Here is a 25,174-nt window from a genome sequence, read left to right on the forward strand (position 1 = left end):
ATAAAGATAATGTCAGGCTGAGGCTCTCGAAGCCTTTTTGACCCTAACATCATCAATAATGATATGACTGTTGATTTCCAATAATTTCTTTAAAAATTCATCCCGATTTTCAGGTGTGATATAAAGGTCGTTCTTAAATTTCGAAAAGACAATCAATCCACCAACCGAAGTACCATATTTGTGAAATCCGCTCCACATTGTTTCTCCGATTCGGATTTTTGTGATTTTAAAAATACTGACCCTGAAAATATCGAAGATAACATTCACAACTAGATCTTCGCTGTCAATTCTAATTTTAATAAAGAAAAAACTGATCAATAAAACCGTATTGATTCCCGACAAAATAATTGCCATTATCAGCCATTCGGAAAAAGACATATCAAAATAAGCTGAGAAAATAATGATCATAAAAAGCAAACCGATCCCTAAAAATAAAGAACCATAAATCCAATCTCTTTTGCTTTTGTAAATATTCATTAATGCGATTTATTTTGAAGCATCGGAACAAATTTATAAACGCCGAATTCCTCCTTTTCAAACTGCGTATCAGAAATCTTCGTAAATCTGTAAAGAATCTGTTCATCGGTTTTTCCTAATGGAATTACCATTTTACCGCCAACTTTTAATTGTTTCAATAATTCGGTTGGGAGAACTTCCGCACCACAAGTCACTAATACTTTATCAAAAGGAGCAAATGTCGGCAAACCTGCAAATCCGTCTCCGAAGCTTTGGAATTTAGGTCTTAGATTCAATTCTCGCAGAATCTTAGTAGAAAAATTATACAGCTCTTTTTGACGCTCAATGGTGTAAACCAATGCTTTCATTTGGATAAGAACTGCTGTCTGATAACCGCACCCTGTACCTATTTCCAACACTTTCTCGCCTTCATTCACTTCCAGCAATTCGGTTTGTTCGGCAACAGTTGAAGGATGGGAAATCGTCTGTTTGGAAGCGATAGGAAAAGCACGGTCTTCGTAAGCATAATCTTCGAAAACACTTTCTATGAAAAGATGTCTGGGAACTTCGTTCATTGCATTCAAGACCAAAGAGTCCGTAATACCGATTTTCTGATGAAGATAATCGATCAATTGTTTTCTTTTGCCTTTGTGAACGTAAGTATCTCTCATTATCTTAATCAGTAGTTTTTCAAATCCAGACTGCAATTTCCGAAGTAAAATTTTAAAATCCAAACAAGAATCATTATTTTAAAAATATATCAGATAATTAACCGCTAATCAGAATAAAGTTTATAGCTTTGATTGTTTTTTTATTAAAAATTTAAATATATTTTCAATTAATTGAATGAAAGAATGGACGTTATGCAGAAATTAAGAGCTTACATCAAAGGAACCGGTTCATACGTTCCTCCAAAAATTTTAAAAAATGATTTTTTCGAAAAAGTAGGTTCTTCCGATGAGTGGATTTTTAAGAATCTGGGAATCAGAGAGCGCCGGATCGCCGAAGGTGAAGTGACCAGCGACCTGGCCTACAAAGCCGGACTGAAAGCTTTGGAAAATACCGGTGTAAAACCAAAAGACATAGACCTGATCATTGTTGCCACTTCTACGCCTGACAGACAAGCACCGTCAACAGCGTGTTTTGTTCAGGAAAAAATGGAAGCGCCTCAAGCTGTTGCTTTCGACATTTCTGCAGTTTGTTCTGGCGGACTTTACGGGATCGCAATCGGATGTCAGTTTATCGAAACCGGAATGTATAAAAATGTTTTGGTCATCGGCGCCGATACTTTTTCAACAATTACCGATTGGGAAAGAAAAGATTCGGTTTTCTTTGGAGATGGTGCTGGCGCAATTTTGTTATCTGCTACGACTGAAGATAAAGGCTTTTTCGATTTTAAACTTCATGCAGATGGAACTGGAAAATATCATTTCAATATTCCTGCAGGTGGCTCAGAAATGCCGGCTTCTGAAGAAACTTTGAAACAGAAACTTCATTATTTCCAAATGAATGGAAAAGAAGTTTTTGAAACTGCAACCAGAGTTTTGCCGGAAACAATCAATGAAATTTTAGGAGCCAATAAGCTGACTTCCGATGATGTAGATTGGGTCATTCCCCATCAGCCAAGCATCAGAATTTTACAGGAAACAGCCAGGAAAACCAATATCCCGTTCGAAAAAGTGATGACGAACATGGACAAATACGCCAACACTTCCGGCGGAACTATCCCGATTGTCCTTGATGAAACTTACAAAAGCGGAAAAATCCAGCCCGGAAATCTTTTGCTTTTTGCAGCTGTTGGCTCCGGCTGGACTTGGGGAACTGCACTTTATAAAGCTTAATTTTTTATCGCAAAGTCGCAAGAATTAAAATACAGAACTCATAAAAGTCGCAAAGTTTTCGTTGGCGACTTTTAAACAAAATCAAATTAAAAAAATAGCGCCTTTGCGTTAATATATAACACTTGGAAACTATGTTAGAAAATCAAACTTTCCTTATTACCGGAATTGCAGATGAAAATTCATTAGCGATGAAAACCGCTGAAAAAATCCTTGAAAACAACGGAAAAGTTGTTTGTACAGGTTTGGGCGTAACACCTTTTCACAAAAATCTTTCTGAAAAAGCAGAATCTTTTCTCAATAAAAATTATGAAGACTTCGAAAATGCCTGCAAAAAAGTTTTAGGAAATGATATTTACACAGCTCCATTAGATGTGACCTTACCGGAAAGCTTAAGCCATTTTGCTGATGATTTGAAGAATAAAGATATTCAGCTGAATGGATTTCTTCACGCCATCGCAATGGATAAAACCATCCGGAACAAATCCGTGAAACCAATGCTGGAAGTGACCGCCGAGGAATTCAATGACACGATGAATGTGTCTGCATTTTCATTGGTTACGCTGTGCCATTCATTATTATACAATGGTGTTTTGCAAAACGGTGCTTCGATAGTTTCATTAAGTTATATCGCGGCGGAGAAAGTTTCCTTTTTCCCTTACATCAATATGAGTATTGCGAAAGCAGCACTTGAAAGATTGACGATTGAAATGGCTTATGAATTAGGTGTAAAACATGGTATTCGCGCGAACGCCATCCGATTCTCACCCTACATGGGAAGTAAGGCCGGAAACGCAACTTTGAAGGTTGAAGATGTGGAAAGAGCGAACAGGATCAGTCCGTTGGGTAATGCTTTGCCTGAAGATTTAGCGCACGAAATCGTTCATCTTTTCCGAAAAGAAACCAGGATTACCGGGGAAATCCGTCACGTTGATGGTGGTTTTCATATTATGGGATAGTTGGGTTGGAGCGTGAGAGTTTGAGAAATTTTGAAGGTCTTCGACTACGCTCAGACTGACAAATCCAATACTAATAGTTTATTTTCAGCGATGTCAGGCTGGGGATCTCGAAGCCTTTAACTAGAATATCTCGCAGATTGTGCTGATTTGGCAGATATTTTTTTTAGAAATCTACGTCATTAATAAATCTTTGAGAGATTTAAACTAAAAAACACATTCAAGTTGCAAGTTTTGTGGCTTGAATTTTTATTTGGTTAAATTGCATCATCAAAATTATTTTAAAATTTATGAGACAGATAAAGACTGCTTTGTTGGCTTACGGCGGTTCGGGGAAACTTTTTCACGCACCATTTCTTGAAGTTAATGAAGGATTTGAATTAATAGGAGCCTACGAACGAAGCAAAAAAAATATACAGACAGATTATTCTGGGGTTAAAAGTTTTAATTCTTTGGAAGAAGTATTAGAAAGTGATGCGGAATTAATTGTTGTCAACACACCAATCGATACCCATTTCGAATTTACAAAAAAAGTTTTAGAGGCCGGAAAACACGCTTTAGTTGAAAAAGCTTTCACAACCACTTCTCATGAAGCAGAGGAATTGCACAAGCTTGCCAAAGAGAAAAACCTGAAACTCTGCGTCTACCAAAACCGAAGATACGACAGCGATTTCCGGACCGTTAAAAAAGTTTTGGACGAAGATTATCTTGGAGAGATCGTGGAAGCAGAAATCCGTTTCGAAAGATATAATCCTGAACTGAGTCCGAAAGCTTGGAAGGAAAATGGAAATCCTGGCGCAAGTATCTTGATGGATCTGGGCTCGCATGTGATCGATCAAGCTTTGACATTATTCGGAAATCCGGAAAAGGTTTTTGCCGACATTAGAAGAACGAGAGAAAATACGCAAATCGATGATTATTTTGATATTTTGCTCTATTACCCTGACAAGCGTGTGAGATTGAAATCCAGTTATTTCGTCAAAGAACCAACACCAGCTTATGTTTTCCACGGCAAAAAAGGAAGTTTTCTAAAACACAGGGCTGATATCCAAGAAGATGAATTGAAGCTTGGAAAAGTTCCCAATCGTGAAAATTGGGGAACTGAGCCAGAGGAAAAAACCGGACTTTTAGTTTATAACGACAGAGTTATAAACTTTCCGACTTTCCAAGGCAACTATCTGGATTTTTACGATGACCTTTACAGTGCAATCGTGAATGATAAAAAAGTTCCCGTGACAGCCAAACAAGCTTTTCATACAATGAAAGTAATTGAAGCTGCTAAGGAAAGCTCTGAAAAAAGGGAAGTAATTGAATTATAAAATCATAGTTAGAGCTCCCTTCCTTAGGCCTTAACGGAAATCCTTTTTTGTATGACGTCCAGATTTAAATTGAGTTCGTCGGCAAAAGATTTGGGGTAAAAAACTGATAAGTTGTCAAAAAAAATATTTAAAATGAAAAGACTCAGAATCGTAATTCTGGGTCTTTTCATTTTGATATGAATTTCTAATTACAAAATCAATACTTGATCATCAACACTCCACTTCCTTTAATTCTATACAAACCTCCTTCTGGTAAGACCTCATCGGTTTGCGCCGATGCCTCGTTGTCGTAAACAGGACATCCCTGAATGATAGCAGGAGTTATGTCGGAGGCATTCTTTATTACATGGAGTTGAGTCTGGGGTTTTTCTTCTACCATAGAAGATTTGGCCAATACTGAGCGATCGATGGTCTTCAAAACACCGTTAGCATCCACTACAACTATCCTATCACTCGGATTGGTACTGATATAATTAGGGCGCTGGGCTGCCTGCAAAGTTTGCCATGCCGCTAAAGTTCCATAACCCAGTGCATCTATACGTACTCCGCCTAATATCAAGTCAAGTCTTTGGGTAGGATTTCTATAAAAGGCATCCACATTGGGATCAGCACCCAGAGACCAGTTTCCCCTTTCATCCATAATAGCACGATAGACATTGGCTGCTGTAGATGACGCACTACCATCACTATTTGCACCTGAAGTTCCCAACCAAATCTCTCCTCCCACCGATGTATACTTCCCTGTTCGTAAAACAATTCCTGCCCGCTGTTGTGTAACTGCCGTGGTCAGTCCATAATTATTACTGGACGTGGAAGTATGTCCTTCAAATGCTGCAATAGAAGTTCCATTTGGCCTGGCAGTCCTAGCTCCGATAGCTCCTGATGAAATAATGTTACGATGTACGATGGCCTGTGCATTATTGGTGGTCGCCAAACTATAATTAATATCCAGATCGCTGTTGGCCTGGAAGGTCCACTTATCATCAAACTGATTGCTCCCAAAAACAGTATCTGAAGGAGAATATCCAACTCCAACCCTTCCTTTTGGTGTTACGATAATATCATCTAATACCTGTGTGGTCGTAGGCGTTCCAGTCGTGGAATTATCTTTTGTTGCATCAATATGAAAAGTGCCCAGACCTTGACTGGTACCTACTGCTACATTTCCTTTTTGATAGATATCCTGCGTATTAAGAGTTGCTTCTGTATCAGTAGTACGCACTTTCCATGGTTCCGTTCCTCCAGAAGCATTACCTCCCGTAAACTTCTGCCAAAGAACCCCATCAAAATAGTAATAACCCGGCGAATCCACATAAGTTCTCGGGATATTGGTATCTCCTCCAGAAACATCGGTAACATAAATAAGAGCTGCCGTTTGATCGGTTCCATAAGTTGCAGTATTATTTGTAAGCTCAGCTCTGGTAAGCCGTGGAGACTGAAGACCGATGTGTTGAGTATTATCAGTAATACTTCCTGAGATATCTCTTTTGGCACTGACATCTAATGTCGTTTTGGGACTATCGGTGTTGACACCAACTTGCCCAAAAGTGAATCCAAATGCAACCAATGCAATGGATAGATAAACTTTTTTCATCTTTTGTGTTTTTGTTCGATGCAAATGTAAAAAAAATCAATATAAATATTAATAAAATTTATTTTTATAAACTAAAATAAATATTATAAAAAATAAATTAAACAATAATCAATTAAAAAACAACAAAATAACATTCATAATGATTATAAAACAATCTTTACATAAAACTAATAGATTATGATCAGATTATTCGTATTGGAAAAAAAAGAGGTTACTGAGAAAGATTAAAATAAAATTGTTTGTAATCAATACTCACTCTCAAAATTCGACTAAATAACAAGACTCAAATCATGAAAAATTGTATGTCTTTTTTTGATGCCGAGTTGCTATAATTCTTAAATTTACGACTTAAGAAAAATTGAGCTATGATAAAAGCAGGACTTGTAGGAGCAGGGCATCTTGGAAAAATCCATTTGAGATTACTGAATCAATCTGAGAAATATGAACTTGTTGGTTTTCACGATAAAGATGTTGAAAATGGTAAAAAACTTGCGGCCGAATTCGGTTATAAATATTTTGAAAGTTTCGAGGAATTATTAGATGAAGTTGAAATGTTGGACATTGTAACCCCAACCGTTTACCACTACGATTATGCGATGAAAGCAATTGATAAAGGGATCCATTTCTTCATCGAAAAACCTGTGACACAAACCTTGCAGCAAGCTGAGGAAATCCTTTTCAAATGCAGAGAATTTGGGATCAAGGCGCAGGTTGGACATGTTGAAAGATACAATCCGGCTTTTATTGGTGCAAAAGATCATATTAAAAATCCAATGTTCATAGAGATCCACAGGCTGGCTGAGTTCAACCCGAGAGGAACGGATGTTTCTGTGGTTTTGGATCTGATGATCCATGACCTGGATATTCTGCTTAGTCTTGTAAAATCGAAAGTGAAACTGATCCATGCAAGCGGCGTTTCTGTTGTGAGCAAAACGCCGGACATCTGTAACGCCAGAATAGAGTTTGAAAATGGCTGTGTCGCGAATCTCACAACTTCCAGAATATCGATGAAAGCCATGAGAAAATCGAGGTTTTTCCAACAAGATGCCTACGTTTCAGTAGATTTCCTGGAGAAAAAAGCGGAAGTTATCAGAATGAAACCTGCACCGGAAAATCCATCTGATTTTGATATGATCATTGAAAATGCGGAAGGTGAGAAAAACCAGATCCTTTTCGAATATCCGAACATCCAGCCGAACAATGCCATTCTTGACGAATTAGAAAGTTTCGCGAATGCTATCGAATATGATGTTCCTGTACAAGTCTCCTTGGAAGACGGAACCGAGGCCTTGAAAGTGGCGCTGGAGATCGTGAGGTTGATACAGAAAAATTAAAACATGAATTATATAAAATATTTTTTAGTAATACTCCCATTATTCTTTTTCTCTCAAGATCCCGATATAAAATTTGACAAATATCTTGACAACAAAACAAATGTCGTATATGCTGATAATAATGAGATCTGCCCTATAAGCGTAGAATATGAATACACCGGAGAGAATATAAAATCCAGCCTGGGAAATAAAAGCATCATTGTTGTTCCTGCAAATGCTAAGAAATTTATCATTTCCAGAATTGATGTTGAAAATAAATCTAAGGGCTTCAAATTTAGTTATAATGTATTTTATGTTTTCGGAGATGTGAATTCAAAACCATCGAACCCTGATGAAACTTATTGGTTGCCCTACTCTGTTGGAACTTCACAGTCAATCTATCAAGGTTATAATGGAAATTTTTCTCATCAGAACGCTTATGCTTTGGATTTCAGTCATAAATTGGGAACAGGAATTTTTGCGGCTAGAAGCGGAAAAGTCGTTACTACAAAATCTGATTCTGACCAGGCATGCTTCACAAAGGACTGTGCCAAATATAATAATAAGATCATCATTCTTCACGATGACGGAACTTTCGCAGAATATGCCCATCTCAAAAAAAATGGTATCATTGTAAACAAAGGCGATGAAGTGAAACAAGGACAGCTCATAGGATACAGTGGAAATACCGGATGGAGCAAAGGACCTCATCTTCATTTTTCAGTTTTCACCAATAAAATAGATGGAGAAAGAAATTATTATAAAACAAAATTTAAAGTGAAAGAGAGTACAGAACCAATCTACCTTCAAGAACAAAAGCGATATACAAGAAATTATGAATAAGATCAACCTAACTTATTCTTTATTTTTTGGACAGCCTGTTCCAGTTTTTCTTTATCCTTTAGTTCACATTCCCAGATCGTAATGGATTTCCAATTCATTTCTTTCAACTGATCAATAGCCTTCAGGTCTCTTGCGATATTATTTTCGAACTTATTTTTCCAAAAATCTCTGTTCGTTTTCGGTAATTTATATTGACAATATGGACATCTGTGCCAGAAACAGCCGTTGACAAAAATCGCGATCTTTTTTGAGATAAAGGCAATATCTGGTTTTCCCGGGATTTTTTTTGAGTGAAGCCTATATCCGCGGATCCCATTCTTCCACAACTCTTTCCTAAGCAGCAATTCCGGTTTGGTATTTTTGCTTTTGTTCTTACTCATGACCCTGGAAACACTCTCGCTCTTTGGAATCGGAGAACGTTTATCTCTGATGTATGTTTCAGGTTGTTTCATTGGAAAAGTTTGCTAATAGTCTGAATATTATGTTAAATCCAAAACTAAGACCAAAAATACTAATTTGAATTATTTCCAGATTTTTATGATATATGAATAAGATCACTTTTCGGATTCGGAAAATATGATATATTTACAATCGAGTATCATTATTAATAAGAACAAAAATCCTTAATAATGATCAGACAATTATCTTGAAGTAATAAATATATCATCATTTGAAAAAGACGATCGAAATAATACTTTGTTTTCTCATATTATTTTCTTGTTCAGAAAATAAACAAATGGCTCTAAATTGTCAAGATGCTCAAAAATTAGCTAAATCAGATTTTGAAAAAGGCAAGTATATTTATTATGAATATCAATATTTGAATGACAAAAAATCCTCAAATAAAGCATTTAGCAATATTTTGAAAAAGAAGAATATAAAAGTAATTTATAAAACAAAATACCCACCTTCTTGTATTGTTGAACAGGAAGGAATCGAAAAAAGTAAAAAATGCTATCAAAGAATGATGAACCTGGAAATGGAAGCAAAATTTGGGAATCATTTTTTTTGACAGTGTAAGAACAGAAGCATTAAAATAAAATCAAAATATAGAATGAAAAACATCGTTGTCATCGGAGCGGGAACTATGGGAAATGGTATTGCACATACCTTTGCACAAAGCAGTTTTACGGTAAATCTCGTGGATGTAAAACAGGAAAATCTGGACAAAGCTCTGAAAACCATTACGACCAATCTAGACAGGATCATTGCAAAAGGCAATCTTACAGAAGAAGAAAAAGCACAAACTTTGGGCAATATCAAGACCTTCACAGATATCAAAGATGCAGCTCCTACCGCTGACCTCATTGTAGAAGCTGCGACAGAGAATCTTGACCTTAAGCTGAGAATATTTGCACAAATGGACGAATTGGCCCCTGAAAACTGCATCCTGGCGACCAACACCTCTTCTATTTCCATTACACAAATTGCGGCAGCAACAAAACGTCCGGAAAAAGTAATCGGAATGCATTTCATGAATCCTGTCCCGATCATGAAATTGGTGGAGATCATCAAAGGTTATTCGACATCTAAAGATACATTTGATACAATTTTCGAAATGTCAAAAAAATTGGGAAAAGTTCCGGTTGAAGTTAATGATTATCCAGGATTTGTAGCCAACAGAATCCTGATGCCGATGATCAATGAAGCGATTGAAACGTTATATAATGGCGTTGCAGGCGTTGAAGAAATAGATACAGTCATGAAACTCGGAATGGCTCATCCAATGGGACCTTTGCAGCTGGCAGACTTTATTGGGCTGGATGTTTGCCTTGCTATTCTCAACGTGATGTACGACGGTTTTAAAAATCCGAAATACGCGCCAAATCCTCTATTGGTGAATATGGTAATGGCGGGTAAGAAAGGTGTAAAATCCGGCGAAGGTTTCTATGATTACTCTGAAAGTAAAAAGGCTGAAAAAGTTTCGAAAATGTTTTTGAAATAATTCTAAAATTGCCAATTAGTAATTTCGGATCACTATTTATAACTTTGTCAGGATCAGTTTTGACAAAGTTTTTTTATTTTTAAACTATGATTGCCATAAAACTCAATTCAAGATACGAGAAAATCTTACAGCTTTTCTTAATTATCGCTACTTATATAATGATCGTTCTAAGATTTCTGCTGAACGAAAAAGGACGCGTAAGCCCTGACTCTATAAGATATCTGCGACAGGCCAATGTGTTTCCCATCATAGATGATACAATTGCGCCTTTGGGCTATCCATTATCCATCAGGTTCTTTACGTTCTTCGGAGTAGATGAATTTTGGGGCAGCAAATTGGTGGGACTTTTTGCATATACTTTTATATTGGTATTCGCCTACAAGAAAAAGTTTTACTTCAAAGAACTCTTGGTCGTTTCTTCTCTGTTCAGTTTTGTAAGCATCTTTTCTTTTACGATGAGCGAAGCTTTTACATTGCCTTTTGTGATACTACTATTCTTTACAGCCCGGCAAATTTTCAAAAATAAATTAACAGAGATCCAGGGCATCTTTTTTCTTACGCTTTTACTTGTCCTACTTCTCAATATCCGTTACAGTGCATTATTCTTTTGTTTAGGGATTTTGGCTTTCGGGATGATGAATTTCAGGAAAAACTATTGGAAGACCTTTGTAATTTCAGGCGTATTGGGAATTGGTTTTTATGGACTTTACAAATTGATCTTCATCGATTATTTTAATGAAAATTACATTGCCCAATCTCTAGAAATTGGACTAAAACCCACCTCTACTTTAATCCCGGAACTATTTCAGGGACTTGCGACCACTTTTGATCCGTTTGTCCATATAGCTGACCCCAATGGCGGAATTATCAATTATGGGATCTATGGTTTAGGCGTTGTGACAATTATGGCAATGATATTTCTATTCGTGAAAACCAAACTTTCTGAAACGGAGAGATTCATCCTTGTCGTCTCTCTGATTTGCATCGTTTGTTCTTATTTCATCCAGTATTTTTATTGGATCAATCCGATGGATTATAGATTGCTTGCTCCTTTTTCCATTGGGATATGGATTGTTTTTTTAAGAAAGTTATTTCAGATATTTGATGATACAGTCTATTCCATCGCTTTTCTAAGCCTGATGACAGGTTTTATCTTCACCTGGCTATCCAAGGGCAATTATCTGGAGAATAGAAAAACGATCTCTGAGTTCCTGGAAAAAGAGAAACTGAAGGATACGACCTTCGAATATTATACAGAAACGCTTGAAAACTTGGATGAAGTTCAAGTTGCAGAACTTATCAGCACAGTGAATCCTAGAGTTTATATCACTTTCAAGGCTGCAGATACTGTGAAAAACAACGTATTGACAAGATATAAGGTAGAAAGTAAGATCAGGATCAAAAAAAACAATTATCAATAATTCTTTTCGGGAAATTTTCTATCTTTGAAAAATAGAGTGATGTCACAAATACTCTGATTTATATTAAAATTTTATATTATGAAATTACCTAAGTTTTTATTAGCCGACAATTCTGATTTCCCAGAAGATCTTTTTGTAGTACACACAGAGTATCCGCGTTTCATCCTTAACGTAGAAGAAGAGGATGTAGAATGGTTGGACGACTTGGAAGGGGATGATGAAGAAACTGTAGCAAACGAGGCTACAAAAGTTGTGGAAGAAGCCTTCAAATGGTGTGATGAAGAACTTGCAAAATACGACGACGAGGAAGACGAAGAATAATAAAAAAAGGAACTCAGATGTGAGTTCCTTTTTTTGTGGGATTATTTCAATTTATTGTTGTTTATTAAACTTCAATAATAAAAGATTGTCCTTATAAAGTTCCAATGTAGTTTCTGTCACTACATACTTGTTCACTTCTGGCAAAACACTTAGAAAACTGGTCTCAGTTGTCATATTGTTGCACATTTTCCTTGTAGAACCAATAGCTTTTGCAGAAAAATTACCTGCAGAAGTGTCTATTGTGGCCTCAGAAAAATAGTTATTGCAACCTGCGTTTCCAGAGATTCTGTTCTGCTCGATCAATAACGTTGGCTTATTTGTGATATCATCTGCTAAAACCCACTGTGTCCCTGTAATAGGCGCTTGGTTTTTTCCAACTTTGGAAGCATTTCCTAATCTGCTTGTACAAGAAACAATAGACAGAGATAATATGGATATTAAAATAAGTTTTTTCATTTCATAAAGAATTACCTTTCAAAGATAAGATTTTATTCCTTAACATAATATTCATACTGAAAAAAGACAGCACAAGATCAATAATCAAAAATTAAATCTATTATGAAAAAATCAATTTCTGAAACACCAATCAAATTAATAATGAATAAGTTATGATTTATTAATTTTAATAGCCTAATTTTGCACCCCGAAATAAAGGATCATAATATGAAAAGAATCGCAGAACACAGAAAGCTTCTTGGTATTGATAAAACAGCAACTCTGAAGGATTTGAAGACCATCTACAGAAATACGATGAAGGACACGCATCCTGATAAATTTGTAAATAATGAAGAAGGAAAACTGGAAGCGGAAGAGAAAAGCAAATCTGTGATAGAAGCTTATCATTTTCTAGTAAGCATCCACGAAGAAACTCAGGAAAAATATAAAGAAGAATATACGGAAACTATTACAAAATCTAATATTCAGGATTTTTATCTTGAGAAATCGATTTTGACCGTTCAGCATCTCAATGGAAAAATGTTCGAATACATAGGTGTTCCAAGAAATACTTATATCAAAATGGTCAATTCCGATTCTCCAAGCCGTTTTGCAAGAAGACACATCTACGGAAATTTTATCTATAGAAAATCCGGGGAAGTGATGGCGGATTAATTTTCGGTATTTAAAAATACACATTGGGGCCTTCATATTTTCTGGAGGTCTTTTTTATTATTAAAAAAAGCGCATCAATTGATTGATGCGCTTCTCGGTTAACTAAATTAATATATATTAATCTACGTGCTTAGGCGTAAATCCGTCTTCACTTAGTTCTCTGTGCTTATAATCTGCCTTCATCTCAGCGTCATAATCCACTGTTTCATGTTTACCCATTCTTCTCAAAATTGAATCAAATAAAGAATAAACAACCGGTACAATAATCAAAGTAAGGAATAATGACGATGTCAAACCACCGATAATTACCCAAGCCAATCCATTGTTCATCTCAGCTCCCGCTCCTTTTGCAATCGCAATCGGGATCATACCAAAGATCATCGCAATCGTTGTCATCAGGATCGGACGAAGACGTGCGTGGTTGGCCTGAATCAAAGCGTCGTGCGTATTAGCCCCGGCTGCTTTTCTCATATTGGCAAAGTCGACAATCATGATCGCGTTCTTTGCCACCAGACCAATCAACATGATCATACCCAGCATTGTAAAGATATTCAAAGAGTTTCCTGTGATGGCAAGAATTACCATTACCCCAATCAATGCCAATGGAATTGAGAATAATACCACAAACGGATAAACAAACGAGTCATACAAGGAAACCATTACCAAGTAAACCAATACAATAGCCGCCAACAAAGCAATTCCTAAAGTACCGAAACCTTCGGTCTGGTTTTCCATATCTCCACTCCAGATGTAAGTTACACCAGCAGGTTTTGTTTTTTCGTTTTCCATGAATTGAGCCGCCCATTCGTTGGCAACATCTCCTACAGGACGACCAACAACCTTAGATTTTACTTTTACAGAAGGCGCTTTATCTCTACGTTCCAATAAACTTGGTCCTGAACCCATTTTTACATCTGCAAACTGGCTTAGTCTGATCTGTTCTCCCTGAGGATTTGTAAACATCAGGTTTCTTACATCATCAATAGATTGTCTGTTCGCATCTCCAAAACGTATATTGATATCATATTCATACTCTCCTGCTCTGAATTTCCCGTCTGTATTTCCACTGAAAGCCGTCTGCATCGTTTGTCCTACACTTGAAAGATTTAAACCTAAAGAAGCCATTTTATCCCTGTCGATATTCACCTGAACTTCCGGGTTTCCGGAATCGGTTGATAATTCAGCATCTACAGAACCCGGAACTTTTTTAAGTAATTCAAGGATTCTGTTTGCTTCCTTGTTTGCAGTTTCATTATCCTGAGCGGTTACCACTAGTTCAATCGGTGCGTTATCCGCTCCCATCAACCCGATTGGCGCTGTTTTAAATTCAACTCCCGTGAATTTCTCTTCTAAAGCTCTTTTAATTTTTGCAGACTTGATATCTGTACTTTCATTACGTTCAGATTTATCAACTAAGATCACCTGAATCTCAGATTGATACAAAGTGGCCTGCGCCCCACCAAAACCTGATGACTGCTGACCAACCGTTGTGATCATGTCTACAACATCTTTATCATTTCTAAGATATTTTTCAACTGCAAGAGTTACCTGATTGGTTTTTTCTACAGAAGCATCTTTTGGTAATTCCATCTGAACAAGGAACTGTCCTCTGTCCATTTTAGGGAAGAATTCTCCTCCGATAAATCCGAACGCCACCAACATAAAGGAAGAGATCAAAATAAGGAATGTCACAACAACAGTCATTATCCTTCTTAATGTCGATTTTAAACACCATTCTAAAATTCCACTGATCCAGTGTGTAAATTTCTCCAATTGTTTTTCGAACCAAAGAATAAATTTCTCGAATGGATTCTTTCCTGTCAAATGCACCAACTTACCAAATCTTGAAGATAACCAAGGAATAATGGTAAATGATGCTAGTAAAGATAACATCGTTGCGATAACTACGGTAACGCAGAACTGTGCCAAGATATCAGAAACCAAACCGGAGCTCATCGCAATCGGTAAGAATACCACCACGATTACCAATGTAATTGCTGTTACGGTAAATCCGATCTCCGAAGCTCCGTCATACGCTGCCCGGATCCTACTTTTTCCCATCTCCATATGACGGTAAACGTTTTCCAGAACCACGATGGCATCATCCACAAGAATACCTACCACAAGTGATAGTCCCAATAAACTCATCAAGTTCAAAGTGTATCCCATCAAATACATTCCGATTACAGTTGCAATCAGCGATACCGGAATCGAAACCATTACAATGAATGCGTTTCTGATGTTGTGAAGGAACAATAACATTACCACTGCAACCAGGATGATTGCCAAGAATAAATCGAATATTACATGATCCGCTGCTTCAAGGGTAAAATCTGTACTGTCATCAACAATATTTACCTTTACGGCCTGTGTTTTATAATTTTCCTGAACCTGGGCAATTGTTTTCTGAACCAATTCTGAAACCGATACTGCATTGGCATCAGATTGTTTTTTGATCTGCATCAAAATCGTAGAATTCTGATTGAATCTTGCCACTTTCTCAACATCTTTCTGCGTATCAAAAACCGTTGCAATATCAGATAAACGAACTTGTGCTCCGTCTTTATTAGAGACCACAAGATTGTTCATTTCCATCACATCTCTATATTTTCCCGAAAGTCTGATCGTAGAACGCGAAGTCCTGGTCTTCAAAGCTCCTGTCGGGAAATCTAAGTTTGAAGAAAGAATTGCCTGTTGTACGTCTCCAATTGAAAGGCCATAACCTTGCAATTTTTTCTCATCAAGACTTACCTGAATCTCTCTCTCCTGTCCACCAACAAGGTCAACCTGAGCAACACCGTTTACACGGGAAAATATCGGCTCTATTTTTTTATCTAAAAGATCATAAAGGTCTTTATTATTAAGCTTATCACTGGTGATACTCAATGTCATAATTGGTAAATCATCCAATGAGAATTTCTGTAACGAAGGTGGGTCTGCATCTTCCGGAAGATCTGCCAAGATCGCATTTACCTTACGTTGTGCATCGTTCAAAGCATAGTTTACATCAGCACCGGTGTTCAACTGAACCATAATCACCGATAAACTCTCATAAGATGAAGATTCTACCTTCTTCACATTTTCCAAAGAACCAACGGCATCCTCAATTTTTCTGGTCACCGAAGTTTCCACCTCTGCAGGCGATGCTCCCGGATAAACCGTAGAAATGGTTACCATATTGGTCTCAAACTTCGGAATCAATTCGTACCCCATCATAGAGTAACTCAACAAACCACCTAGCGTCAGAATCGTAAATAATACGATAACCAGCGACGGTCTTTTAATGGATATTTCTGCTAACTTCATCTGTACTCTACTTTACAATATTGATTTTTGAACCGTTATCTAAGTTGATCTGTCCGCTGGTAATAACTTGTTCACCACCATTAAGACCGCTCAAGATTTGAACTTTATCACCGTAAACTTTTCCGGTTTGAACTTTAATTAATTTTGCAGTTCCGTTGCTAACAACAAATAATTGTCCAGAGCTCACCCCATTTACGAAAGCTTCTGCAGGAACAGTCAGCATATTTTGAGTTTCAGCACCGTGGTTGGTTTTAAAAATCGCAGTTGCATACATACCAGCTTTCAAGTTTCCTCTGTTTTGAACTTCTATTTCAACCGGGAAATTCAATGAAGCATCACTTTTAGGAGCAATGAAAGTAATTCTACCGCTGAAAGAATCTTCCGGTAAAACATTAACATTGATTTTTACTTCCTGACCCAATTGGATCCTTCCAACTTGACTCTCATCAACCAGAACAGAAAGCTTCAAAGTATTGATATTAACAATCTCGAAAAGCGAAGTTCCTGGCGCAACAACCATTCCCGGCTCAACCATTTTTTTGTTGATCGTTCCGCTAATTCCTGCTCTTACACTTGTATCATTGATCTTTACGCCTTGGGCTCTCACCGCAGTCTGTGCATTTTTCAATTGAAGTCTTGAGTTGTCCAATTGCTGCTTTGTAACACCTCCTGTTTTGTAGGCATTTTCGTAACGTTGGTTGTCAATAATCGCATTTTGCAAAGTATTTTGAGCTTGTGTCACATCCACTTCGATAGCATCTCTTTTGATAGTTGCCAAAACTTGCCCAGCTCCTACTCTGGAACCTTCTTTTACCAAAACGCTAACGATACGGCCAGATATTTCAGAAGATTGATTAGTTTCCTGTTTCGGGATAAATGTCCCGTTTGCAGAATAATCTGTATCGATGTTTTCACGGGAAACTGTGATCACGTTAACATTGATCTTGTCAACTTGTCTTGCAACTTCTTTTACTTCAGTTTCCTGCTTCTTTTTGTTATCCGCTATTTTGTAGGCAGCCAAACCAATCAATACAGCTGCAACGATGATATATATTAATGTTTTTTTCATTTGAAATAATTATTTTTTTTAATGACAAATGGAATCAAAGATTTCATTTTATGACCGTTATTTTTTATAGTTTATTTTAAGTAAGTTTTAAGTTCCCCTTTTGATTTGTAATACTGGACTTCTGCGATCTTATAATCAAGAATTGCATTAGTATAGTTATTTTTAGCCTGAACCAGAGAGTTTTCGGCATCTAGCAAATCCGTAAGTGTTGCCAACCCATATTGATAATTGCTTTTTGTATCGGCAAGAACACTCTCTGCCAATGTTACATTCGCTTTTTGATTTTCAATTGATGACAGGCTATTTTCTATTTGCGATTTAGCATTCTGATAAGCTTGGTCCAATCCCAGTTTGGTATCTTTCAAGTCTGCTTCCAATTTATCGATCTCAATCTGATTTTGTTGAACTTTTGCTTTGGTAGCAAATCCATTGAAGATTGGAATATTAACACCTAGTCCAATAGAAGAATAATCCGACCACATAATGCCATTGGATCGTCCATTAATCAATGGAAATTTTTCTCCCATACCCTGCCAGTTGTAATTAGCGGTTAAATTAACTGTTGGATAATAAGCTGCTTCTGTGGCTTTTTTCTGATATTCAAGAAGTTCTCTGTTTTTCAATAAAACTTTCACCTCTGTTCTCTCATCAGTATTAACCATATTTTCCAAAAGATGCGGCGTAACTTCCATATCTCCTGGCACAAGCTGGATTTTGGTTTCAATCGGCATTCCCATATAAAATTTCAGGGCATTTTCTGCTTGGGCAATTCCATTATTACTTTGTTTGATATTGGTTTCGATATTAGTCAAATTAACATTAGTCCTGTCCAGATCGATTTTTTTGGACAATCCATTGTCAAACAAACTCTTGATTACGTTTCGCACTTTCTCTGTACTTGCAAAACTACTTTCCAAAGTACTTTTCTTTTCCTGGGCTGTGAAAACCTGGAAGTAGGCATTAGAAACCCTTTCAATGATTTGTTCATCTGTCAAATCTGCATTGAGTTGATAGAATTCTTTAGTTGATTTTGCTGCTTTCAATCCAACAAAAACCTGTTGGTTAAAAACTGCTTGAGTTACTTGAACACCAGCATTCACATTCCAAGGCTGACCCATTTTAATAGTCGCACCTTCAAGTGCAATCTCTTGTATGATTGGGTTATAAGTAAGATTAGCTGTTCCATTAATTTTCGGAAGCGCACCTGCTTTTGCCTCTAGTATTTTCGCCTCTGCATTTGTAATATCCAGCTTTGCTTTCAATGCATCAGACTTATTCTGCAAAGCATATTCTATGGCTTGTTTCAGTGTAATGCTCTGCTGAGAATACAAGAGTGATCCCGTAACAGTCAAAACGCCTAAAGCCAATTTTCTCCACTTTATCATTTTGTTATTAATCATAGTTTATTACTTCGTTAATTTTTTATATTTCTTTTATTTTTTTGAAAGCTTTTACTCTTAAGTGACGGATGGTCTGCCAAAATACTTTAATATTATTTTCAATTTTTAAAAAGCATATTGAGAATAATATCTTTTCTGTCGGCTATCAATCTGTCAAATTCTTTATCGTCGATCATCAAATTCTCCATAATAAGAGGTCTTACCGCACTCGGAAATACAAGGAGTGAAATCATATTGAAGATGAACTGGATTGGTTCCATTTTTTCTACATTTCCAAGCTCCATCTCTTGTTCAATATCTCGAAAGAGCTTTTTCAGATCATTTTCCTCAACATCTTTTTTGTGACAATTTCCTTTATTGATTTGTGAAACGATATAAGTTTCCAAATATGGATACCGTAAACTTGTAGATAAGCTCTCTTCAATAAACTGGGCTATTTTCTCCTTAAAGAGAAGATCAGACCTCATAATTACCTCAGATTTCTCCTTTTCCACTTTATGTGCTTCATCAAAGACGATTTGAATCAAATTATCTCTTGATCGGAAGTAGTAGTTTATCAGTGTTCTGTTAATGCCTGCTTCATCGGCAATCTCTTGAGTTGTAGCATCAAATTTCCCTTTGACAAAGAAGAGATTCTTCGTTGTTTCTTTGATCAACTCCTGTGTTTGGTCTTTTTTTTCTTGTTTTGACATTTTTGTTAAACAATTTTGTGCAAATTTATATCAATCATTTGTTTTGACAAAATTGTTAAACATTAAAATTAAACAAATTTGAAAATTTAATACAAACTTAACATTCAGAAAATCCATGGCACTTCTCCTAGGGCAAGAATTACTATTCTATTATAAAGTTAAAATCAGTAACTTTGCAAAATTCATAAAATAGGTTTCCAAAAAGTATAAAATCCGAAAATTGGGAAACTTGATAATTCATAACTCTTATTCATAATTTAATGGAATTAATACATCGCAACCTTCTGATCGGGATTCATGATTCTCTACAAGAAACTTTTTTCGAGGACAGAAAATATGCAGATAAAGTCATAGAAAGACTCCTAAAATCTCACAAAAAATGGGGAAGCGAGGACAGAAAGGTAGTTTCCGAGATCTTCTACAATATCATCCGTTGGAAAAAACGTCTGGAATACTACATGGGAGAAGGCGTGAAACCTACGAATGTATATAAGATGATCATTGCCTATCTTCTTTGGAGCAAAACGCATTATAAAAAATTTGAAGAATTTGACGGGATCAAGGTCGCGGATATCCTTACCAAGTTGAAAAAAGGCACCGTTCCAACAAAAGCCATAGAGCATTCTATTCCTGATTGGTTAGCTGAAACTTTGGAAAAGGAATTAGGAAAAAACTGGGAAAGAGAAATGCTGGCGCTTAACGAGCAAGCCCCTACAGTCCTTCGTACAAATACCCTCAAAACGACGCCAAGAGAATTGATAGCGGACCTAAATGATGAAAATGTAGAAGCCTTTACAATCAAAAATTATCCTGACGCCGTACAATTAGCAGAGAAGAAAAACGTTTTCTTGACGTCAGCCTTCAAAGATGGCTTGTTTGAAGTTCAGGATGCAAGTTCCCAAAAAATCGGAGAATTATTGGATGTAAAAGAAGGAATGCGAGTTGTGGATGCCTGTGCTGGCGCTGGCGGAAAAACCTTACATCTAGCAGCTTTGATGAAAAACAAAGGTCAGATCATTGCACTCGATATCTACGAATGGAAATTAGCAGAGCTAAAAAGACGGGCCAAAAGAGCTGGAGCTCACAATATAGAAGCCAGAGTGATCTCTGACAATAAAGTCATCAAAAGATTACACGAAAAAGCTGACAGGCTATTGATAGATGCACCATGTTCAGGTCTTGGCGTTTTGAAAAGAAATCCGGATTCCAAGTGGAAGATCGATCAAGCTTTCATTGACAGGATCAAAGGGGAACAACAACAGATTTTACAAGATTATTCTAAAATTTTGAAAAAAGGAGGCCAAATGATCTATGCAACGTGTTCTATTCTTCCATCAGAAAACAATGAACAAGTAAAAACATTCTTGAAAAACAATCCTGATTTTTCCCTTGTCAAAGATGAAAAAACAATGCCTAGCGAAGGTTATGACGGATTCTATATGGCACTGATCAAACGTAATTGATAAAAAAATTCCTAGGATACACAAGGTATTCCTAGGAATTAAAAACACAAATGATGAAAGTGCAAATCTAAGACATATTTCATTAAAAAACCTTATCATTTGGTAAGAAAAGAGAATTTTATAAATTCTTTAACATAAATAAGAGATTCAATTGAATCTCTTATTTATTTATAGTTTAATTTAATCATCAAGCCTCATTGATACACCCTTGTTTTGTTTAATTTTTTTCACAAGCTAATTAATCTCATACTTTAGAATCATTCTAAAATCATATTTAATCCTTAAATTTGCGTTTCCAAAATTTTTTATAAATGTTTGAAACAGATATCATTATAATAGGTGCAGGTCCGACAGGGCTTTTCGCTGTCTTCGAAGCAGGGTTATTAAAATTAAGATGCCATTTGATCGATGCACTTCCACAACCTGGTGGACAATTAACAGAACTATATCCTAAAAAACCGATCTTTGACATTCCAGGTTTTCCAAGTGTGGATGCTGGTGTTTTGGTGGACAACTTGATGGAACAGATCAAACAATTTGAACCTCAGTTTTCGTTGGCCCAGAAAGCGGTTAGCTATGAAAAAACAGAAGAGGGCGATTTCATAGTTACTACAAGCAGAGGTGTAAAAGTTAAGGGAAAAGCCATTGCAATTGCAGGTGGATTGGGAAGTTTTGACCCGAGAAAACCAGAATTGGAAAACATCGATAAATTTGAGGAAAACGGTGTAGAGTATTTCGTGAGAGAACCAGAAATGTTCCGTGACAAAAAAATCGTGATCGCCGGAGGTGGAGATTCTGCCTTGGATTGGTCGGTTTTTCTGGCCGATGTCGCCTCTGACGTCACTTTGATCCACAGAAGAAATGAGTTCCGTGGCGCATTGGATTCAGTAGAAAAAGTAACAGAGTTAAAACATCAAGGAAAAATCAACTTAATTACACCTGCTGAAGTTACAGGTTTGATTGGCGATGATAAATTAACCGCAATCGAAATTGAAAAAGATGGTGAAAAAACAGTCCTGGAAACAGATTACCTGATCCCATTATTTGGATTGACCCCTAAGTTGGGACCGTTGTCAGATTGGGGATTAGAGATCGAGAAAAACGCGATCAAGGTGAACAATGCTTTGGACTACCAAACCAACATAGATGGAATCTACGCTATTGGTGATATCAATACCTATCCTGGAAAACTAAAATTGATTCTTTGTGGTTTCCACGAGGCAACTTTGATGGTTCAAAGTGTCTACAACAGACTAAATCCCGGAAAAAAATTCGTATTAAAATATACAACCGTAAGTGGTGTCGATGGTTTCGACGGAACCAGAAAAGAAGCTGAAAAAGCAGTTGTAAAATCGATTGATTAAAAGTTTTTAGGGAATAAAAATCAGTTTTTCTAATTATTATAATATAGAGAGGATTCTAGAATCCTCTTTTTTGTGCACAATTAAAAAATCTGACATCTGACATCTCTTGTCTAAAATCTATCCCTTATCTTTGCAAAATGTCAGACGTTAATATTACAATCATAGACAGAGAAGGCGTTTCTCATACGATTCCTGCACCAACAGATATGGCAATGAGCATTATGGAAGTTGTCCGTGCTTATGAATTGGCAGAAGAGGGAACGATTGGCATCTGCGGAGGAATGGCAATGTGTGCCTCTTGCCAATGTTATATCTTAAGCGAAGATGTTCCGCTGCCGGAAATGCTGCCGGACGAAGATGCAATGTTAGCAGAAGCTTTCAATGTAAAACCGAACAGTAGATTAGGCTGTCAAATTCCTGTAACTCCAGAATTGGAAGGACTCGTCATAGAGTTGGCCCCAGAATATTAACCACATAGAAACATCGTTTTTTAGATTTAATCTATGTTTCTATGTGGTTTCAAATTATTTATTCTAAAATGAATTTCTTAGTAATTACTTTCCCTGATCTGGTTTTAAAAACCACTAAATAAAATCCATTGTTAATTTTATTCAAATCAATTTTTCCGGAATAAAGAAGATTTTTTGATTCCAATAATTGTCTTCCACTAGTATCCAAGATCACGATGGATTCAATAGCTTCAGTTCCTAATTTATAATTCAGAGATTTGTCTTTTACAAAAATCTCTACAGGACTTTTCTCCAAGTCAGAAACAGCCAAAACAGAACCTTTTGCCGTTTCGATGATAAACTCCAATCCCAGTTTTGCAAATTTTGCAGCGTGAGTTGCACTACTTCCCATATTGGAAAGTTTATCGTTGGTCGTGTGAATGCTCGGATTATACTGTGAAAAAGAAGCTTCGAAAGGGAAAGCAGCATCATAACCATTATCTGCCCAACTGAAATGGTCTGAACAGCCATAATTGCAAATCGTATTTCCGTAAGTGAAAGCATGAGAGCCTGTTTTGTTGTAATGTTCCATCAATTCAATTAGAAACAAATTGAGGTCATTACTATTATAAGAATCCGTTGTTAGATAAATATCTTTTGGAGAACCTTTATAATTGGTCATATCGAATTGCACAAACGAAACCACATCCTTATTATCAAGTGCATAATCCTGAGCGATTTCCGAAGAGCCAACCAATCCGATTTCTTCAGCAGCAAAAGCCATAAACTCAACGGTTTTCGATGGTTTGTAATCCATATCCAACAAAACCCTTATCATTTCAGAAATTGTGGCAATCCCTGACGCATCATCATCTGCTCCCGGTGCAAAATTGGCATTACTGGTAATAGAATCCATATGCGCCCCCACAATGATGAAATCATTCGGAGCCGTAGTTCCATCAATTGTAAAAACCAGAGAAGGCATCGGTGTTCCAAAGTGATCAACTACTCTAACAGATACATCCGTTCTTCCAGAAGCAGTGATCAAAGCTTGCCATTTTGTTTTCAGATCCTGAACAGCGGTTTGCGCTTTCGCTGTCGTGTGATAACGCGTTCCGTAATTTTCCAAAACCTGGATATGAGCCTTGATATTATCGGCACTTACTTTTGCAATAGCGGAATTGACAGCAGCATTTTGGTCAATCGTAAATGATAAAACTCTATTTGATCTTTTAGATCTGTTAATTGCTGATAACGCTTCTTCCTTGGAAGATTTGTAAACATAACCAGGACCATGTGTGATGACATTATGATGAAGAAACTCAGCTGCTTTTTTGGTCAGAAAAATAGCAGATTGATTTCCGGCAGCACCTACAATTTCAATTTCTTCAGGGAATTTTTCTTTTAGTTCTTTTGCGCTTTCAGAATCCGTCGTTGCATAGAACTTGTCTGATTGTGCGAAAGCGTGGCTAAAAACTACAAGTGAAAATATAGAAAGTAATTTTCGTTTCATTAATTATTGATTTTTCAGCTTTTATTTCTGTAAAAATAGTCAAATTCTTTAACAAATTATTGAATTAATTATCATTTTGATTCTATTATTTATAAATAAATCGTATGGAATTATTTTTGAATTGATGAGGAAAATAAATTATTATGAAAAATTCATTTCTAAAAATAGCAATACCAATTTCAGTTGGAGTTTTGGCAATCTTAATATTTAAATCCTGTTCTGTTGGAATTCCTGAAAAAGCAACCGCAATTCAGAATTTTGATTCAGAGAAATATCTGGGAAAATGGTATGAGATCGCAAGATTCGATTTCAAATTTGAAAAGAATATGAATCAGGTCACAGCCACTTATTCCAAGAATCCTGACGGAACTATAAAAGTTGATAATAAAGGCTATGATTATGTGAAAAAAGAGTGGAAACAAAGCATTGGCGAAGCAAGATCTGTAAACTCTGAAAGCGAGGCAAGACTGAAAGTTTCTTTCTTCAAACCATTTTGGGCCGGTTATAATGTCATCGATCTGGTTGACTACAAATATGCTTTGGTTGCAGGAAAGAATCTGGATTATCTCTGGATTCTGTCTCGTGAAAAAACAATCCCGGAAACTATTAAAACCCGATTTCTTGAGAAAGCAGAATCCATTGGTTATGATACTTCCAAATTGATCTGGGTGGAACAGAAATAGAAAAAGTGAAAAGAAGTACAGATCGTCGATTTAGCCCCGATTGCAACGGAATCCCTTTTTGGCGTTGGCTTGAAAACGTTAGCAAAAAGATATAGCGGAAAGCGGGTTGGAAAGTGAGC

Annotated in this window: 24 protein-coding genes; 14 read left to right on the forward strand and 10 right to left on the reverse strand. The window is 36.6% G+C overall.

Features of this window, described 5'->3' with window-relative positions:
• Positions 1–12: 12 nt before the first annotated feature.
• Both BLT30_RS09175 and BLT30_RS09180 read right to left on the reverse strand, forming a co-directional pair.
• Positions 13–477 carry a PH domain-containing protein gene (locus BLT30_RS09175; protein WP_089873272.1) on the reverse strand — a complete coding sequence of 155 codons (465 nt, stop codon included), beginning with the start codon at positions 475–477 and terminating at the stop codon, positions 13–15.
• Positions 477–1,127, reverse strand: a complete 651-nt coding sequence (locus tag BLT30_RS09180) for a protein-L-isoaspartate(D-aspartate) O-methyltransferase (RefSeq protein ID WP_089873273.1) — start codon at positions 1,125–1,127, stop codon at positions 477–479. The genes BLT30_RS09175 and BLT30_RS09180 overlap by 1 nt, the downstream gene beginning before the upstream one ends.
• Before the next feature lie 192 nt (positions 1,128–1,319).
• On the opposite strand from BLT30_RS09180, the gene BLT30_RS09185 reads away from it, so the two are divergent.
• The 3 genes from BLT30_RS09185 (at position 1,320) to BLT30_RS09195 (ending at position 4,569) form a co-directional block, all read left to right on the forward strand.
• Complete coding sequence (locus tag BLT30_RS09185; protein ID WP_089873728.1) at positions 1,320–2,297, forward strand: 3-oxoacyl-ACP synthase III family protein; 978 nt, start codon at positions 1,320–1,322, stop codon at positions 2,295–2,297.
• A 131-nt stretch (positions 2,298–2,428) separates the two neighbouring features.
• The gene (locus BLT30_RS09190) at positions 2,429–3,253 is read left to right on the forward strand and encodes an SDR family oxidoreductase (protein ID WP_089873274.1); all 825 of its coding nucleotides are present in this window, start codon (positions 2,429–2,431) and stop codon (positions 3,251–3,253) included.
• 287 nt (positions 3,254–3,540) lie between these two features.
• Positions 3,541–4,569, forward strand: coding sequence for a Gfo/Idh/MocA family oxidoreductase (locus BLT30_RS09195; RefSeq protein WP_089873275.1), 1,029 nt, complete (start codon positions 3,541–3,543; stop codon positions 4,567–4,569).
• Between the two features lie 196 nt (positions 4,570–4,765).
• Here BLT30_RS09195 and BLT30_RS09200 read toward each other — a convergent pair whose 3' ends face one another.
• Positions 4,766–6,163, reverse strand: a complete 1,398-nt coding sequence (locus tag BLT30_RS09200) for a hypothetical protein (protein ID WP_089873276.1) — start codon at positions 6,161–6,163, stop codon at positions 4,766–4,768.
• 365 nt (positions 6,164–6,528) lie between these two features.
• On the opposite strand from BLT30_RS09200, the gene BLT30_RS09205 reads away from it, so the two are divergent.
• Positions 6,529–7,497, forward strand: a complete 969-nt coding sequence (locus BLT30_RS09205) for a Gfo/Idh/MocA family oxidoreductase (RefSeq protein ID WP_089873277.1) — start codon at positions 6,529–6,531, stop codon at positions 7,495–7,497.
• Between the two features lie 3 nt (positions 7,498–7,500).
• Positions 7,501–8,319, forward strand: a complete 819-nt coding sequence (locus tag BLT30_RS09210; RefSeq protein ID WP_089873278.1) for a M23 family metallopeptidase — start codon at positions 7,501–7,503, stop codon at positions 8,317–8,319.
• 2 nt (positions 8,320–8,321) lie between these two features.
• On the opposite strand, the gene BLT30_RS09215 is transcribed toward BLT30_RS09210, so the two are convergent.
• On the reverse strand, positions 8,322–8,771 hold the full coding sequence (locus tag BLT30_RS09215; RefSeq protein WP_089873279.1) for a very short patch repair endonuclease: 450 nt from the start codon (positions 8,769–8,771) through the stop codon (positions 8,322–8,324).
• A gap of 218 nt (positions 8,772–8,989) precedes the next feature.
• Here BLT30_RS09215 and BLT30_RS09220 point away from each other — a divergent pair, with 218 nt between their 5' ends.
• The 4 genes from BLT30_RS09220 (at position 8,990) to BLT30_RS09235 (ending at position 12,006) form a co-directional block, all read left to right on the forward strand.
• The gene (locus BLT30_RS09220) at positions 8,990–9,331 is read left to right on the forward strand and encodes a hypothetical protein (RefSeq protein ID WP_139166612.1); all 342 of its coding nucleotides are present in this window, start codon (positions 8,990–8,992) and stop codon (positions 9,329–9,331) included.
• Positions 9,332–9,373: 42 nt separating this feature from the next.
• Complete coding sequence (locus BLT30_RS09225; protein WP_089873281.1) at positions 9,374–10,264, forward strand: 3-hydroxyacyl-CoA dehydrogenase family protein; 891 nt, start codon at positions 9,374–9,376, stop codon at positions 10,262–10,264.
• A gap of 86 nt (positions 10,265–10,350) precedes the next feature.
• On the forward strand, positions 10,351–11,685 hold the full coding sequence (locus tag BLT30_RS09230) for a hypothetical protein (RefSeq protein ID WP_089873282.1): 1,335 nt from the start codon (positions 10,351–10,353) through the stop codon (positions 11,683–11,685).
• A 78-nt stretch (positions 11,686–11,763) separates the two neighbouring features.
• Positions 11,764–12,006 carry a hypothetical protein gene (locus tag BLT30_RS09235; RefSeq protein WP_027384090.1) on the forward strand — a complete coding sequence of 81 codons (243 nt, stop codon included), beginning with the start codon at positions 11,764–11,766 and terminating at the stop codon, positions 12,004–12,006.
• Positions 12,007–12,057: 51 nt separating this feature from the next.
• On the opposite strand, the gene BLT30_RS09240 is transcribed toward BLT30_RS09235, so the two are convergent.
• The gene (locus BLT30_RS09240) at positions 12,058–12,462 is read right to left on the reverse strand and encodes an META domain-containing protein (RefSeq protein ID WP_027384091.1); all 405 of its coding nucleotides are present in this window, start codon (positions 12,460–12,462) and stop codon (positions 12,058–12,060) included.
• 207 nt (positions 12,463–12,669) lie between these two features.
• Between BLT30_RS09240 and BLT30_RS09245 the strand changes: the two genes are divergently transcribed.
• Complete coding sequence (locus tag BLT30_RS09245; protein WP_089873283.1) at positions 12,670–13,116, forward strand: KTSC domain-containing protein; 447 nt, start codon at positions 12,670–12,672, stop codon at positions 13,114–13,116.
• Positions 13,117–13,233: 117 nt separating this feature from the next.
• Here BLT30_RS09245 and BLT30_RS09250 read toward each other — a convergent pair whose 3' ends face one another.
• The 4 genes from BLT30_RS09250 to BLT30_RS09265 all read right to left on the reverse strand — a co-directional run bounded on the left by BLT30_RS09250 (position 13,234) and on the right by BLT30_RS09265 (position 19,583).
• A complete protein-coding gene (locus BLT30_RS09250) occupies positions 13,234–16,422 on the reverse strand; it encodes an efflux RND transporter permease subunit (protein WP_089873284.1) in 3,189 nt (1,062 codons plus the stop codon).
• Positions 16,423–16,429: 7 nt separating this feature from the next.
• Entirely contained in the window at positions 16,430–17,491 is a 1,062-nt protein-coding gene (locus BLT30_RS09255; protein ID WP_089873285.1) for an efflux RND transporter periplasmic adaptor subunit, read from the reverse strand.
• Between the two features lie 71 nt (positions 17,492–17,562).
• Complete coding sequence (locus BLT30_RS09260; RefSeq protein WP_089873729.1) at positions 17,563–18,876, reverse strand: TolC family protein; 1,314 nt, start codon at positions 18,874–18,876, stop codon at positions 17,563–17,565.
• Between the two features lie 113 nt (positions 18,877–18,989).
• Positions 18,990–19,583, reverse strand: coding sequence for a TetR/AcrR family transcriptional regulator (locus tag BLT30_RS09265; protein WP_089873286.1), 594 nt, complete (start codon positions 19,581–19,583; stop codon positions 18,990–18,992).
• Between the two features lie 260 nt (positions 19,584–19,843).
• Here BLT30_RS09265 and BLT30_RS09270 point away from each other — a divergent pair, with 260 nt between their 5' ends.
• The 3 genes from BLT30_RS09270 (at position 19,844) to BLT30_RS09280 (ending at position 22,880) form a co-directional block, all read left to right on the forward strand.
• Positions 19,844–21,046, forward strand: a complete 1,203-nt coding sequence (locus tag BLT30_RS09270; protein ID WP_089873287.1) for an RsmB/NOP family class I SAM-dependent RNA methyltransferase — start codon at positions 19,844–19,846, stop codon at positions 21,044–21,046.
• 311 nt (positions 21,047–21,357) lie between these two features.
• On the forward strand, positions 21,358–22,410 hold the full coding sequence (locus BLT30_RS09275; protein WP_089873288.1) for an NAD(P)/FAD-dependent oxidoreductase: 1,053 nt from the start codon (positions 21,358–21,360) through the stop codon (positions 22,408–22,410).
• A 137-nt stretch (positions 22,411–22,547) separates the two neighbouring features.
• Complete coding sequence (locus BLT30_RS09280) at positions 22,548–22,880, forward strand: 2Fe-2S iron-sulfur cluster-binding protein (RefSeq protein WP_089873289.1); 333 nt, start codon at positions 22,548–22,550, stop codon at positions 22,878–22,880.
• Between the two features lie 58 nt (positions 22,881–22,938).
• Here the strand turns inward: BLT30_RS09280 and BLT30_RS09285 are convergent, their stop codons facing one another.
• Complete coding sequence (locus BLT30_RS09285) at positions 22,939–24,372, reverse strand: M20/M25/M40 family metallo-hydrolase (protein WP_089873290.1); 1,434 nt, start codon at positions 24,370–24,372, stop codon at positions 22,939–22,941.
• Positions 24,373–24,515: 143 nt separating this feature from the next.
• Here BLT30_RS09285 and BLT30_RS09290 point away from each other — a divergent pair, with 143 nt between their 5' ends.
• Positions 24,516–25,055: a lipocalin family protein gene (locus BLT30_RS09290; RefSeq protein ID WP_089873291.1), complete on the forward strand. Its 540-nt coding sequence runs from the start codon at positions 24,516–24,518 to the stop codon at positions 25,053–25,055.
• Positions 25,056–25,174 lie beyond the last annotated feature (119 nt).

Source organism: Epilithonimonas hungarica (assembly GCF_900102265.1).
GTDB lineage: Bacteria > Bacteroidota > Bacteroidia > Flavobacteriales > Weeksellaceae > Epilithonimonas > Epilithonimonas hungarica.

What these genes read in the sequence shown, in the direction of transcription:
- BLT30_RS09175 (WP_089873272.1), bottom strand. Translation starts at nt 477, where the DNA reads ATGAATATTTACAAAAGCAAAAGAGATTGGATTTATGGTTCTTTATTT.
- BLT30_RS09180 (WP_089873273.1), bottom strand. Translation starts at nt 1,127, where the DNA reads ATGAGAGATACTTACGTTCACAAAGGCAAAAGAAAACAATTGATCGAT.
- BLT30_RS09185 (WP_089873728.1), top strand. Translation starts at nt 1,320, where the DNA reads ATGCAGAAATTAAGAGCTTACATCAAAGGAACCGGTTCATACGTTCCT.
- BLT30_RS09190 (WP_089873274.1), top strand. Translation starts at nt 2,429, where the DNA reads ATGTTAGAAAATCAAACTTTCCTTATTACCGGAATTGCAGATGAAAAT.
- BLT30_RS09195 (WP_089873275.1), top strand. Translation starts at nt 3,541, where the DNA reads ATGAGACAGATAAAGACTGCTTTGTTGGCTTACGGCGGTTCGGGGAAA.
- BLT30_RS09200 (WP_089873276.1), bottom strand. Translation starts at nt 6,163, where the DNA reads ATGAAAAAAGTTTATCTATCCATTGCATTGGTTGCATTTGGATTCACT.
- BLT30_RS09205 (WP_089873277.1), top strand. Translation starts at nt 6,529, where the DNA reads ATGATAAAAGCAGGACTTGTAGGAGCAGGGCATCTTGGAAAAATCCAT.
- BLT30_RS09210 (WP_089873278.1), top strand. Translation starts at nt 7,501, where the DNA reads ATGAATTATATAAAATATTTTTTAGTAATACTCCCATTATTCTTTTTC.
- BLT30_RS09215 (WP_089873279.1), bottom strand. Translation starts at nt 8,771, where the DNA reads ATGAAACAACCTGAAACATACATCAGAGATAAACGTTCTCCGATTCCA.
- BLT30_RS09225 (WP_089873281.1), top strand. Translation starts at nt 9,374, where the DNA reads ATGAAAAACATCGTTGTCATCGGAGCGGGAACTATGGGAAATGGTATT.
- BLT30_RS09230 (WP_089873282.1), top strand. Translation starts at nt 10,351, where the DNA reads ATGATTGCCATAAAACTCAATTCAAGATACGAGAAAATCTTACAGCTT.
- BLT30_RS09235 (WP_027384090.1), top strand. Translation starts at nt 11,764, where the DNA reads ATGAAATTACCTAAGTTTTTATTAGCCGACAATTCTGATTTCCCAGAA.
- BLT30_RS09240 (WP_027384091.1), bottom strand. Translation starts at nt 12,462, where the DNA reads ATGAAAAAACTTATTTTAATATCCATATTATCTCTGTCTATTGTTTCT.
- BLT30_RS09245 (WP_089873283.1), top strand. Translation starts at nt 12,670, where the DNA reads ATGAAAAGAATCGCAGAACACAGAAAGCTTCTTGGTATTGATAAAACA.
- BLT30_RS09250 (WP_089873284.1), bottom strand. Translation starts at nt 16,422, where the DNA reads ATGAAGTTAGCAGAAATATCCATTAAAAGACCGTCGCTGGTTATCGTA.
- BLT30_RS09255 (WP_089873285.1), bottom strand. Translation starts at nt 17,491, where the DNA reads ATGAAAAAAACATTAATATATATCATCGTTGCAGCTGTATTGATTGGT.
- BLT30_RS09260 (WP_089873729.1), bottom strand. Translation starts at nt 18,876, where the DNA reads ATGATAAAGTGGAGAAAATTGGCTTTAGGCGTTTTGACTGTTACGGGA.
- BLT30_RS09265 (WP_089873286.1), bottom strand. Translation starts at nt 19,583, where the DNA reads ATGTCAAAACAAGAAAAAAAAGACCAAACACAGGAGTTGATCAAAGAA.
- BLT30_RS09270 (WP_089873287.1), top strand. Translation starts at nt 19,844, where the DNA reads ATGGAATTAATACATCGCAACCTTCTGATCGGGATTCATGATTCTCTA.
- BLT30_RS09275 (WP_089873288.1), top strand. Translation starts at nt 21,358, where the DNA reads ATGTTTGAAACAGATATCATTATAATAGGTGCAGGTCCGACAGGGCTT.
- BLT30_RS09280 (WP_089873289.1), top strand. Translation starts at nt 22,548, where the DNA reads ATGTCAGACGTTAATATTACAATCATAGACAGAGAAGGCGTTTCTCAT.
- BLT30_RS09285 (WP_089873290.1), bottom strand. Translation starts at nt 24,372, where the DNA reads ATGAAACGAAAATTACTTTCTATATTTTCACTTGTAGTTTTTAGCCAC.
- BLT30_RS09290 (WP_089873291.1), top strand. Translation starts at nt 24,516, where the DNA reads ATGAAAAATTCATTTCTAAAAATAGCAATACCAATTTCAGTTGGAGTT.